This is a genomic window from Gammaproteobacteria bacterium, assembly GCA_041395725.1.
Taxonomy (GTDB): Bacteria; Pseudomonadota; Gammaproteobacteria; order Pseudomonadales; family Pseudohongiellaceae; genus NORP240.
Genome location: JAWKZW010000001.1, coordinates 3,572,896 through 3,584,770, shown reverse-complemented (window position 1 = coordinate 3,584,770; position 11,875 = coordinate 3,572,896). Strand labels below are relative to the sequence as shown.

Below are 11,875 nucleotides of genomic sequence, written 5' to 3'. Positions count from 1 at the left end.
ACCGGGGTCCACTGACACCAACCAGGCGACCATCAGCCGCTGTAAAGCTGGCGATGGAGGATGCTGGAAAATTCGTCGGCGAAGGTGCTGTAGGAACCGGTGATCGATTCTACGTTCGCCGCATAGCGGTTATAGGACACCACCGCAGGTATTGCCGCAAACAGCCCGATAGCGGTCACAATCAGCGCTTCGGCAATACCCGGAGCCACCGCCTGCAATGTCGTCTGACTCTGAGTGGCCAGCCCCAGAAAGGCGTTCATGATACCAATGACAGTACCGAATAGCCCGATATAGGGGCTCACTGAGCCAACCGTTGCCAGAAATGGCAGATGCTTCTCGAGCTTTTCCTCTTCCCTGGAATAGGCCACCCGCATGGCCCGCTGTGCGCCGTCCATAACGGCTTCCTTGGCAACGTCATTCTTCTGACGCAGACGCATGAACTCTTTAAACCCGGCGCGGAATATATTCTCCAGCCCGACAACCGGCTGATTATCCTTCTGCATCTGACTGCCTTCCTTATAGAGCTGGCTCAGATCAATGCCCGACCAGAAGCGCTGTTCGAAGCTGAACACGCCCTTTGACGCTGAGGACAACACCATCCAGCGCTGAACGATCATCACCCAGGAAACAATGGAAAGCAGCAGCAAAACATAAATAACCAGCTGTACTTCGAAGCTGGCGCCGAAAATCAATTCCACAGGACTAATTGATTCATTCACTGCTTGTTCTCCAACTGGCCCGTTCAATCAACCACGGGCAGACAAATAGCCGACTCGTAACACAACCCTTGCGAAAACCAAGAGACTATCCTGTTAGTTCGGCAGAAAACTCAAATAGTTTGGTAAAACCCTATTAAATACGACAATTGTAACGCTCACGGGGGTGAATGCTGATCAGGAGATGACTAATTATGGCGCAATTGTGACGCCTGGGAACCTGGCACTGCCAACTTCATTCCTGCTCGAACAGATCCTTTGCCGATCTGGGCGGCTTGATTCCGAAGTGGGAATAGGCGTGCTGGGTGACCATGCGTCCCCGCGGCGTGCGCATGATAAACCCCTGCTGGATCAGAAACGGTTCGACCACGTCTTCCAGCGTTTCCCTTTCCTCACTCAGTGCGGCAGCAAGACTGTCTATGCCCACCGGTCCACCAGCGAACTTTTCTATCAGGGTGAGCAACAGGCGTCTGTCCATCTGGTCGAAACCGCTTCGGTCTATGCTCAACATATCAAGCGCCCTGTCCGCATAGTGACGATTGATTGAGCCCTCCCCCTTCACCTCTGAATAATCACGCACCCGCCGCAACAGGCGGTTGGCGATCCTGGGCGTGCCGCGGCTGCGTCTGGCGATTTCCAGGGCGCCCTCAGGTTCAATGGCCGTGCCAAGAATACCCGCCGAGCGGGTGACAATCCGGCTGAGCTCTTCCACGCTGTAGAATTCCAGGCGCTGAATGATGCCGAATCGATCCCGCAGCGGCGAGGTCAACAGCCCGGCCCGGGTTGTTGCTCCTACCAGCGTGAAAGCCGGCAGGTCCAGCTTGATAGAACGCGCTGCGGGCCCCTCACCTATCATGATATCCAGCTGATAGTCTTCCATGGCCGGATAGAGAATTTCTTCGATGGCTGGATTGAGTCGGTGTATCTCGTCAATAAACAGCACATCCCCCTCATCCAGGTTGGTGAGCATGGCAGCCAGATCACCAGCTTTTTCCAGCACCGGCCCGGAAGTGGTTTTTATGGATACGTTCAACTCGTTGGCGATTATATTTGCCAGCGTGGTCTTGCCGAGACCAGGGGGGCCGAATACCAGGGTATGATCCAGCGCTTCTGCCCGGTTACGGGCGGCATTGATAAAAATATCCAGTTGGTCCTTTACTTCCTGCTGGCCGATATAATCCTGCAGGTAAAGTGGCCGGATGGCGCGGTCCACCCGCTCTTCGTTGCCCTGTGGTGCGGCATCTATCAACCGATCTTCGTCGTGTATCATCAAGCCATACTCTTCAATGCCAGCCGAATTAACGATCCACTGTCCGGTATGTCCGCGTTTTCCTTCAATACCCGGGCTATGGTGCGGCTGGCTTCAGCGGGTTTATAACCCAGGCTGACCAGGGCGGTTTCCGCTTCACTGGCAATCCGCACCTCTTCTCGACCTGACGCCGCTTCAAGACTGCCCGCCCCTGCTCCTGATGCCGTGGGGCCCCACTCTGCCAGTCGGTCCCGCATCTCGATAATCAGCCTTTCGGCGGTCTTCTTGCCCACTCCAGGCATTCTCACCAGCGAGGCGACGTCATTGGCATTCACGGTACGTACAAACTCATCGACCGCCATCCCGGAGAGTATTGCCAGGGCCAGTTTGGGCCCCACCCCACTTACCTTGACCAGCGCCCGGAACAGTTTTTTCTCAGCCAGCTCCATGAACCCATAGAGCGTCTGAGCGTCCTCCCGCACCGCCAGATGCGTGTGCAGCACCAGTCCCTGTCCGACTTCCGGCAGCTGATAAAGCGTGCTCATGGGCACGCTGATTTCGTATCCGATACCGTTGACATCGACCAGGATCTCAGTCAACTGCTTGTCTATCAGGGTTCCGCGAATTCTACCTATCACAATATCAGTGTCCCGGGATGCGCCAGGTCCCTAGATTTTCAGACGCTTGTTGCTGTAACGCCTGGCGCCGGCAATGCGCACCAGATTGGCCTGGGTGTTGGCGTGACAGATGGCAATTGCCAGGGCATCCGCCGCATCCTCCTGCAGTGTCTGGGATATACCCAACAGCACCTTTACCATGTGCTGCACCTGCGGCTTTTCCGCCGCACCGCGGCCGACGAGAGCCTGCTTGACCTTCCTGGCCGAATATTCCTCCAGGGGCAACTGATGCTGCATACAGGCAATAATAGCGCTGCCGCGGGCCTGGCCAAGCTTCAGCGCGGAGGCGGCATTGCGCCCCATGAACACCTCTTCGATAGCGGCCTGCTGGGGGCAGTATCGCTCGATCACTTCATTCAGGCCGACGAAAATCTGCTGCAGACGCTCTGGCAGGGGACCGGCGTCGGTTTTTATGAACCCACAGCCGACATAGGCAAGTCGGTTACCATTTGCATTAACCAGGCCGTAACCGGTAACCCGAGAACCTGGATCTATCCCCAGGATCAGTGCCATGTAAAGACCATGACCAGGAAGTCAGCCGTCTGACAGCTGACCCATGACCTCGTCCGAAATATTCGCATTGGTATAGACATTCTGAACATCATCAAGGTCTTCCAGATGCTCGACCAGTTTCAGCAGAGACTGGGCGGCTTCAAGATCCAGGTCCAGCTCATTGGCCGCCAGCATGGTGACCTCGGCACTGGCAGGCTGCAATCCTTTTTCGGCCAATGCGTCTTTTACTGCACCGAAAGTTTCCAGTGTGGTCATCACATCGACACTGCCATCGTCATTGGTCACCACGTCGTGGGCGCCGGCTTCCAGAGCCACATCCAGCAGCTCTTCTTCATCACTGCCCGGGGGAAAAGAAACCACGCCGGTGCGTTCAAACATATAAGATACTGAACCTGACGTTCCCAAACTGCCCCCGAATTTGGAAAATCCGTGTCGCACTTCTGCCACTGTGCGGTTTTTATTGTCGGTGAGGGTCTCAACCAGCACAGCGATACCACCGGGCCCATAGCCTTCGTAAACCAGCTCCTCGAGATTATCACTTTCGGCGGTGCCGGCGCCTCTGGCGATGGCGCGGTCGATGGTGTCCCGTGTCATGTTCGCAGCCAGAGCCTTGTCCATGACAGCTCGCAGGCGCGGGTTATCCGCTACAGCGCCCCCACCCATCTTGGCTGCCACTGTGAGTTCCCGGATTATCTTGGTGAATATCTTGCCCCGCTTGGCGTCCTGTCCCGCTTTGCGGTGCTTGATATTCGCCCATTTGCTATGCCCGGCCATAACTTACTCCACCCTCCAGTCGGTTGCTGTTATTCCTTCACCCGCTCCCTTACCCGGATGCTGAGCTCCTTCAACTGCTCACTCGACACCTGTCCGGGCGCATCCGTCAACAGGCAGGCAGCCGACTGGGTCTTAGGGAAGGCTATCACCTCGCGAATCGATGTGGCCCCGGTCATCAACATAATCAACCGGTCCAGCCCGAAGGCTATTCCACCATGGGGTGGACAGCCAAATCTCAGCGCATCCAGCAGAAATCCGAATTTTTCCCTGGCTTCTTCTTTACCGATGCCAAGAACCTTGAACACAACCTGCTGGGTCTCCGGCACATTGATACGAATTGACCCTCCGCCCAGCTCGGTGCCGTTCAATACCATGTCATAGGCCCGTGACAGGGCTGACGCAGGATTGGCTGCCAGTTCCTCGGTACTGCAGGAAGGAGAGGTGAACGGATGATGAAGCGGCGTCAGGTTGCCAGCGCTGTCTTTTTCGAACATGGGAAAATCGATTACCCACAAGGGTGCCCACCCGGCAGCAACCTGGCCGAGATCGTGACCAACCCGGACCCGCAGGGCCCCGATTGCCTCGTTGACCACATTGGCCTTATCGGCGCCAAAGAACACGATGTCGCCATCCGCCGCGTTGAGACGCTGCATCAACTCCCGGACAGTATCCTCCGGCATGAATTTAATAATCGGTGACTGGAGACCTTCCAGACCCGCTGCCACCTCGTTGACCTTGATCCAGGCCAGCCCCTTGGCGCCGTAAATGCCCACAAATTTGGTGTAATCGTCGATTTCCTTGCGGCTCAGCTTGGCGCCGCCAGGCACCAGCATGGCCACAACACGGCTCTCAGGGTCCTTGGCCGGCGCACTGAACACCTTGAAATCCACTGCCTGCATCAGATCGGAAATATCAACCAGTTCCAGCGCGATGCGCAGATCCGGCTTATCAGACCCATAACGAAGCATGGCTTCCTCGTAGGTCATGCGGGGAAACTCACCCAGATCCACATCCAGATGTGCCTTGAACACCTGCCTGATCATTTCCTCCGTCACCGTCATGATCTGGTCCTCGTTCATGAACGAGGTTTCGATATCCACCTGAGTAAATTCCGGTTGTCGATCGGCTCGCAGATCCTCGTCCCGAAAACACTTGGCGATCTGGTAGTAGCGATCCATCCCTGCTGCCATCAGAATCTGCTTGAACAGCTGCGGTGACTGGGGCAGGGCAAAAAACCGCCCCTCATGGGTCCTGCTGGGAACCAGGTAATCCCGCGCCCCTTCGGGAGTGGCCCGGGTAAGAATCGGAGTTTCAATATCGAGAAACCCGTTGTGATCGAGAAAATTACGAATACTGCTGGTTACCCTGGAACGGAATCGCAGTTTCTCGACCATCTCGGGGCGACGCAGATCAATATAGCGGTAACGCAACCTGATGTCCTCGTGAACATCCACGTGAGCATCCAGCTGAATGGGTGGGGTCTGAGCGGCATTCAGTACCGTTAACTCTTTTCCCAGCACTTCGATTCTGCCCGTGGGCATGTCCGGGTTGACCGTCCCTTCAGGACGCTCTCTGACGCGCCCTTTGACCTGGACCACGAATTCACTTCTAACCCCTTCAGCAACGGCAAAGCTGTCACGGGTATCGGGGTCAAAGACGACCTGGGTAATACCGTCTCGATCACGCAAATCAAGAAAAATGACGCCACCGTGATCCCGTCGCCTGTGCACCCAGCCGCAGAGGCTTACCTCCTCTCCCACCTGAGTTTCATTGAGTTCTCCACAATAATGACTGCGCATCGTCTATCCGTCCTGTTCCTGATTTGTCCACTTCAGCTGACTGGCTTTTACTGTTTACTGGTTGTCCCGGTCTGCCCGCTCGTAGCGGCGGCCTTTTTATCGCCGCCGGTTTTTGACTCCGCCTTCGGTTGCTGTTTCGCGGCGTCATTGCCCGACTCAGACTTGCTGGCAGGGGCCGAATCGCCACTATCGGCGAGGTGTTTCTTATTACCCTTCTTGAAATCCGTTTCATACCACCCGCCGCCTTTGAGGCGAAAGCTGGCGGCCGATACCAGTTTCTGCAATCCATCTTCCTGACACGATGGACAATGCACCAGCGGATCCTCACTCATCCTCTGCAGAACCTCCAACTGGTGACCACATTTGGAGCATCGATACTCATAAATTGGCATAACGCTGTCTCACCATTTTGACTCATCGGCCGAGTCTCGTCCGTCTACAGAAACTCGCGCCTGGGATAAAAAAATGCATAAAACACAGTGCCTGAACACAAATAGAGCTAACAGCCAGGCCCCGGATCAAAGGCGCTGGATTATACCCCAATAAGTAAAGCCCCGGCATATTTCTTTTACCGGAAAACCCTGCCGGGCGGGGGATTCGCAATGACAGCCTGGGAGCAGGAAAGGCAGTAACCCGCGTAACGCTCGCCCGGTATGCACGCGTGCGGCACGCCCAGGCCAGCACCTTGCACTGGATTTGCAATCAATGCCTGATAATTGTGCAGGCACTCAGATTTTTGCGCCTGCAGCAAAGGTGGTATTTCAATTCAGCAAACAGTTCGGCGCCGCGAGCGACTTCTTTGAAGTTCAGTCTTGACTTTTTAAAAAGCCAAAGGTTCATGTCCAGCATGGCTTTTTTGCAAAAAACACCGGTTTTTTCAGTCTGAAATTAACATTATTACTTGCTTGCCGTTTATGAATGATTTATAAATGTCGACCCTGTGGAAGGCAGTATTTTTTGCTGACCCACGCAATGACTTAACTCATCCAGGGCGAATAACTTTAGACGATATTCAGTCGCGCTTTCCCGGCAGGGTCGACCGAAGAATTGTTAAAGAACACTGTTTGTTTTCATCTATCAAGAGAAAGAGATTCCACTATGGCTGTCAAAAAAGCACCTTCTAAAAAAGCCGCAGCGAAAAAATCAGCTGCCGCAGCGCCACGACGAGCTCCTGCTGTAGCAAAGAAATACACCAAGACTGAAATTCTGAATGAAATTGCTCAGAATACCGACCTCTCCAAGAAACAGGTTTCTGCCGTACTTGATGAACTGAGCACCGTCATAGAGCGCCACATTCGCAAGCGTGCGGTTGGTGAATTCACTCTGCCCGGCCTGCTTAAAATCAAGTCTGTCGTACGCCCGGCGCGCCCTGCCCGCAAGAACGTCCCCAACCCGTTCAAGCCCGGCGAAACAATGGATATCCCGCGTAAAGCAGCGTCAACACGGGTTAAAGTTCTGCCTCTGAAAAAGCTGAAAGAATTCGCCCAGTAAGGGTTCAATCCACTCAATGGCATTGATGGTACCGTCTGTAAAGTACCATTTTGCCCGAGTCACAAAGGCAGCCCAGAGGGCTGCCTTTCTGTTTTGAGGACAGCATAATGCGCGCTACCCATTACCTGATTGCCACCGTGAAAGAGACACCCGCCGACGCGGAAATCATCAGCCACCAACTGATGTTAAGGGCCGGCCTGATACGCAAGCTGGCAAGTGGAATGTATACCTGGCTGCCCATGGGCTGGCGCGTCCTGCAAAAGGTAACGCACATCATCCGCGACGAAATGGACAAGGCAGGCGCCATGGAGGTCTCCATGCCTGTCGTTCAATCAGCCGATCTGTGGCAGGAGTCGGGGCGTTGGGAAGTCATGGGTCCTGAATTGTTACGCTTCGTGGATCGTCACGAAAGGGAATTCTGCCTTGGGCCGACCCACGAAGAAGTCATCACCGACCTGGTACGGAACGAGTTCAACAGCTATAAGCAGCTGCCTGCCACTTTTTACCAGATTCAGACCAAGTTTCGTGACGAGCGCCGCCCCCGCTTCGGTGTAATGCGAGCGCGGGAATTTCTCATGAAAGATGCCTACTCGTTCCATATTGACCAGGAGTCCCTTGACTCCACCTATCAGCAGATGTACCAGGTCTATTGCAACATCTTTGACCGCCTTGGTTTTGAGTACCGGGCGGTGCTGGCAGACTCTGGAAACATCGGCGGCGCCCTGTCACATGAATTTCATGTGCTGGCCGACTCGGGCGAAGATCAGATAGTTTTTTCTGCCACAGGCGACTACGCCGCCAATATTGAAATGGCCGAGGGGACCCCTGCGCTACCAGCCGATACGCCGGAAGGCAATCTGACTGCCGAGCTGGTGGAAACCGGAGATGCTCACTCGATTGAAGAATTAGCACAACGTCTGCAGCGTTCAGCCCGGGGCATGCTGAAAACGCTGGTTGTCCATGGCGCCGATCTGGGTGAGAAAGATAACCCCGCACCCCTGGTGGCCCTGGTGTTACGGGGAGACCAGGAGCTGAATGAGACCAAGGCCGCGAAAATTCCGGAAATTCGCTCACCGCTCTGTTTCGCTAGCGATGAGGAGATCGAGCTGGCCATCGGCTGTAAACCTGGCAATCTGGGCCCCCTGCGCAAGGATATTCTCACCCTGGCCGATCACAGCGTGAGCGCCATGCAGAACTTCGTCTGCGGGGCAAACCAGGCCGGGCGACACCTGGTCAATGCCAATTGGCAGACTGACTGCCACTTCGATCGCAGCGCGGATCTGCGTTCAATTCAGGAAGGCGATTTTACCCTGGATGGCAGTTCCAACCTGTCGATCAAGCGTGGCATCGAGGTGGGACACATATTCCAACTGGGCACCAAGTACAGCGAGGCCATGAAAGCCGATGTGCTGGACGAAAACGGCCGCAGCGCCACCATGACCATGGGTTGCTATGGCATCGGAGTGACCCGGATCGTAGCGGCCTGTATTGAACAGCGCCATGACGACAGGGGCATTATCTGGCCGGAAAATATTGCACCGTTTCAGCTCGTGGTGATTCCCATAGACGCGCATAAATCAGAACAGGTCACCAGCATTTCGGAGCGCATCTACCAGCAGGCTGCGGAGTCCGGCATCGAAGTTCTGCTTGATGACCGTGACAAGAAAATCAGCGCCGGGGTAAAGTTTGCCGATGCTGAGCTGATCGGATTCCCGCATCGTGTGGTGATTTCTCCCCGCTCGCTTGCGGATGGGGTAGTCGAATATAAAAATCGCACCGATCCTGACAAACACATGGTGCCGGTGGAAGACTTTCTGGATTACATCCGGGAGCGAGCAGGAAAGGTTTGAAACTGCAATTCTCGTCACAACGATCGGGCAGTGACTGATCTGCCTCCTGCGGGGGCCTTTCCAGTCGCTGGTGGCAGCCCCCGGCAGAAATCACTCCCGCACAACAAACCCCTGCCCGGGTGCTGAGTTGACAGGCTGCAGACTCAACTCATCAACCCTCGCCAGGCGGGGGCCCCGGCGCAGCCAGTCCTGCATGTTCGCCAGCCTGGCAGCTGGCCCGCTGATAAGCAGCTCGACGCGACCGTCAGCCAGGTTTCTGACCCAACCGTCCAGCCCCAGTTCCTGGGCCTTACGTCGGGTCTCGGCGCGAAAAAACACACCCTGGACTCGGCCGGCCACGAAACCATGTAGTGTCAAGTGCGTCTCGTGCATAGCGGATTCCCCGGTTGTAAGTGGGATATGTGCCGCAATACGGCCACTGGTGATGACATCCGGATACCGTATAATGACCTCTCTCTTGCATCCTGACAACCAGACATGGCCTTCGACAAACTACAGATATCCCAACTAAGCCACTCACTGAAGCAGCGGGCTGACCAGTTTCTGTGGGGACAGGATCTGAAGACTATGCCGCTGTGGAGACGCATTCTGGTCAGAAGCGCGCAGATCCTGTTCGCCATCGGCCGAGACATGTCGGAGGGACAGTTGAGCCTGCGGGCCATGAGCCTGGTGTACTCCACAGTGCTTGGATTCATTCCCACTCTGGCACTGATCTTTGCGGTACTGAAAAGCCTGGGCGTGCATAACGCCATGGAACCCGCACTGAATACGCTGCTGGATGCACTGGGAGACCGCCGCGAAGAAGTAGTCAGTCAGATAATCGACTTTGTTGACAATATTCAGGTGGGCGTCATCGGCATTACCAGCATGGGAGTGCTGATCTACCTGGTGCTGGAGATGATGCGCAAGATTGAATCGTGCTTCAACTACATCTGGAATGTCAGTCAGGGGCGATCCCTGTCCAGCCGCATCAGCGAGTACTTGTTTGCCGTAATAGTGAGCCCCCTGCTGATCTTCATTTCAATCAGCATCACCTCCTCGTTCAATACGGTGTTTGTCACCAACTACCTGGACCGACTGGCCTTTGGTGGACTGATTATCAGCTTGTTTGCCTTTCTGTTTCCGTTACTCTTTATGTCACTGGCGTTCGCCTTTGCCTATAGCTTCCTGCCCAACACCAAGGTGCGCTTCTCCTCCGCATTCATCGGCGGAATCGTAACCACTATCAGCTGGAAATTGATGGGGGCGATCTTCAGTAACTTTTTGATCGGCGCGGCACGGGAGTCTATCTATCTGGCATTTGCCACCGTCTTGGTAGTCATGATTTTCGCCTATGTAGGCTGGCTGGTCGCACTATTGGGAGCGGATATTGCCTACTACCATCAGCATCCCGGTAAAACCCGAACCGGTCGCAAGCCTCTGCCCATGAGCATCAACCAACAGGAACAGTTGACCCTGGCGGTGGCTGCCCTGGTGATCCACCGCTTCCAGAACCGCAAATCCCCCCTCAGTGACGAGGCAATCGCCACCCGCCTGGGAATCGGACAACTGGTCAGTGAACGTATTCTTCGCCATCTTGTACAGACTGGTTTGCTGGCACGGACCGGTGATGATCCACCCCGCTACCTGCCCGCCGTCAGCGTAGAGGATTGCACCTTATACGAAATCTGGCGCAGTCTGAGGTCTGCCCAGGCCGGCGATTTACAGGAGAACTGCCAGCTGCCTGAATATCAGCAGGTACAGGAATTCCTCCGCAAGGTTGACCTGGTTGCCGAACAGCAACTGGGCAGTCAAAAATTTGTTGACAGCGCTTAGAGAACAAACCTTATGACCACTGTGACGCTTTATCACAACCCGGACTGCTCCAAGTCCAGAGCCGTCCTGGCACTCCTGGAGCAGAATGACATCGAGCCGGAAGTTATCTATTACATGGATAACCCACCTGACGTACAGACCCTGAAGAGTCTGCTGAATAAACTTGGCCTGAATGTCCGTGATGTACTGCGCCGAAGCGAACCCGAATTCGAGCAACTGGGGTTGGATGACAGCAGCCTGGCGGACGCCATAATACTGGATCTGCTGGCTGAGCATCCGGTACTGTTGCAAAGACCGATAGTCATCGCGGACAGCAAAGCTATTATCGGCAGACCACCGGAAGCCGTGTTACCGTTTATCGAGGAGCTGTAAATGGACTCGCCCTACGTGCTGGTACTCTACTACAGCCGCCATGGCGCTACGGCAGAGATGGCCAGGCTTATCGCCCGGGGTGTCGAACAGGTGCCGAACGTCGAGGCCAGAATCCGGACCGTGCCAGCCGTATCCCCCAACAACGAAGCCACTGAAGCCGCCATTCCGGAGCAGGGCGCGATCTACTGCAGCGAAGAGGATCTGCGTGATTGTGCGGGGCTGATAATGGGAAGTCCGACACGGTTCGGAAACATGGCGGCGCCCCTGAAATACTTCCTGGATTCCAGCGGCGGCCTCTGGGTTTCCGGCGCGTTGATCAACAAACCTGCGGCCGTATTCACCTCCACCTCCTCCTTACACGGGGGCCAGGAAAGCACTCTGCTCTCCATGCTGAACCCCCTGCTGCATCACGGCATGATCGTTTGCGGGCTTCCCTTTACACACCCGGAACTTAACAACACGACGGGAGGGGGTACGCCCTATGGCCCAAGTCATCACGCCGGCCCGGACAGTAATCTAACAGTCAGCGAAGTGGAGACCCGGCTGTGCCTGGCCATGGGCAGGCGTATTGCTGAACTGGCCATTAAGCTGGGTAACTGAACAGTTATCAAACCGTCAA

At 55.3% G+C, this 11,875-nt stretch carries 13 protein-coding genes; 5 read left to right on the top strand and 8 right to left on the bottom strand.

Annotated features, from left to right (window positions below; all coding sequences use genetic code 11):
- Positions 1-32: 32 nt before the first annotated feature.
- From tolQ to R3F50_15755, 7 genes are all read right to left on the bottom strand, one after another.
- Positions 33-719, bottom strand: coding sequence for a protein TolQ (gene tolQ, locus R3F50_15785; GenBank protein ID MEZ5491760.1), 687 nt, complete (start codon positions 717-719; stop codon positions 33-35).
- 232 nt (positions 720-951) lie between these two features.
- A complete protein-coding gene (ruvB, locus tag R3F50_15780) occupies positions 952-1,983 on the bottom strand; it encodes a Holliday junction branch migration DNA helicase RuvB (GenBank protein ID MEZ5491759.1) in 1,032 nt (343 codons plus the stop codon).
- A 2-nt stretch (positions 1,984-1,985) separates the two neighbouring features.
- The gene (ruvA, locus tag R3F50_15775) at positions 1,986-2,603 is read right to left on the bottom strand and encodes a Holliday junction branch migration protein RuvA (GenBank protein MEZ5491758.1); all 618 of its coding nucleotides are present in this window, start codon (positions 2,601-2,603) and stop codon (positions 1,986-1,988) included.
- 30 nt (positions 2,604-2,633) lie between these two features.
- Complete coding sequence (gene ruvC / locus R3F50_15770; GenBank protein MEZ5491757.1) at positions 2,634-3,155, bottom strand: crossover junction endodeoxyribonuclease RuvC; 522 nt, start codon at positions 3,153-3,155, stop codon at positions 2,634-2,636.
- A 21-nt stretch (positions 3,156-3,176) separates the two neighbouring features.
- The gene (locus tag R3F50_15765; protein ID MEZ5491756.1) at positions 3,177-3,929 is read right to left on the bottom strand and encodes a YebC/PmpR family DNA-binding transcriptional regulator; all 753 of its coding nucleotides are present in this window, start codon (positions 3,927-3,929) and stop codon (positions 3,177-3,179) included.
- Positions 3,930-3,958: 29 nt separating this feature from the next.
- Positions 3,959-5,728 (bottom strand): aspartate--tRNA ligase, encoded by a 1,770-nt coding sequence (aspS, locus tag R3F50_15760; protein ID MEZ5491755.1) that lies wholly within the window; start codon positions 5,726-5,728, stop codon positions 3,959-3,961.
- 47 nt (positions 5,729-5,775) lie between these two features.
- Positions 5,776-6,120, bottom strand: coding sequence for a zinc ribbon domain-containing protein (locus tag R3F50_15755; protein MEZ5491754.1), 345 nt, complete (start codon positions 6,118-6,120; stop codon positions 5,776-5,778).
- A gap of 706 nt (positions 6,121-6,826) precedes the next feature.
- Here R3F50_15755 and R3F50_15750 point away from each other — a divergent pair.
- Together R3F50_15750 and R3F50_15745 are read left to right on the top strand one after the other, a co-directional pair.
- Positions 6,827-7,219 (top strand): HU family DNA-binding protein, encoded by a 393-nt coding sequence (locus R3F50_15750; protein MEZ5491753.1) that lies wholly within the window; start codon positions 6,827-6,829, stop codon positions 7,217-7,219.
- Between the two features lie 107 nt (positions 7,220-7,326).
- Positions 7,327-9,069, top strand: a complete 1,743-nt coding sequence (locus R3F50_15745; protein ID MEZ5491752.1) for a proline--tRNA ligase — start codon at positions 7,327-7,329, stop codon at positions 9,067-9,069.
- A gap of 90 nt (positions 9,070-9,159) precedes the next feature.
- On the opposite strand, the gene R3F50_15740 is transcribed toward R3F50_15745, so the two are convergent.
- Positions 9,160-9,441, bottom strand: coding sequence for an acylphosphatase (locus tag R3F50_15740; protein MEZ5491751.1), 282 nt, complete (start codon positions 9,439-9,441; stop codon positions 9,160-9,162).
- A 105-nt stretch (positions 9,442-9,546) separates the two neighbouring features.
- Between R3F50_15740 and R3F50_15735 the strand changes: the two genes are divergently transcribed.
- Genes R3F50_15735 through wrbA form a run of 3 tightly spaced genes read left to right on the top strand, consistent with a single transcriptional unit; the run spans position 9,547 to position 11,856 of the window.
- Positions 9,547-10,884, top strand: a complete 1,338-nt coding sequence (locus tag R3F50_15735; GenBank protein MEZ5491750.1) for a YihY/virulence factor BrkB family protein — start codon at positions 9,547-9,549, stop codon at positions 10,882-10,884.
- A gap of 12 nt (positions 10,885-10,896) precedes the next feature.
- Complete coding sequence (arsC, locus tag R3F50_15730; protein MEZ5491749.1) at positions 10,897-11,256, top strand: arsenate reductase (glutaredoxin); 360 nt, start codon at positions 10,897-10,899, stop codon at positions 11,254-11,256.
- Entirely contained in the window at positions 11,257-11,856 is a 600-nt protein-coding gene (wrbA, locus tag R3F50_15725; GenBank protein MEZ5491748.1) for an NAD(P)H:quinone oxidoreductase, read from the top strand.
- Positions 11,857-11,875 lie beyond the last annotated feature (19 nt).

What these genes read in the sequence shown, in the direction of transcription:
- R3F50_15755 (MEZ5491754.1), bottom strand. Translation starts at nt 6,120, where the DNA reads ATGCCAATTTATGAGTATCGATGCTCCAAATGTGGTCACCAGTTGGAG.
- wrbA (MEZ5491748.1), top strand. Translation starts at nt 11,257, where the DNA reads ATGGACTCGCCCTACGTGCTGGTACTCTACTACAGCCGCCATGGCGCT.
- arsC (MEZ5491749.1), top strand. Translation starts at nt 10,897, where the DNA reads ATGACCACTGTGACGCTTTATCACAACCCGGACTGCTCCAAGTCCAGA.
- R3F50_15735 (MEZ5491750.1), top strand. Translation starts at nt 9,547, where the DNA reads ATGGCCTTCGACAAACTACAGATATCCCAACTAAGCCACTCACTGAAG.
- R3F50_15740 (MEZ5491751.1), bottom strand. Translation starts at nt 9,441, where the DNA reads ATGCACGAGACGCACTTGACACTACATGGTTTCGTGGCCGGCCGAGTC.
- R3F50_15765 (MEZ5491756.1), bottom strand. Translation starts at nt 3,929, where the DNA reads ATGGCCGGGCATAGCAAATGGGCGAATATCAAGCACCGCAAAGCGGGA.
- ruvC (MEZ5491757.1), bottom strand. Translation starts at nt 3,155, where the DNA reads ATGGCACTGATCCTGGGGATAGATCCAGGTTCTCGGGTTACCGGTTAC.
- R3F50_15745 (MEZ5491752.1), top strand. Translation starts at nt 7,327, where the DNA reads ATGCGCGCTACCCATTACCTGATTGCCACCGTGAAAGAGACACCCGCC.
- R3F50_15750 (MEZ5491753.1), top strand. Translation starts at nt 6,827, where the DNA reads ATGGCTGTCAAAAAAGCACCTTCTAAAAAAGCCGCAGCGAAAAAATCA.
- aspS (MEZ5491755.1), bottom strand. Translation starts at nt 5,728, where the DNA reads ATGCGCAGTCATTATTGTGGAGAACTCAATGAAACTCAGGTGGGAGAG.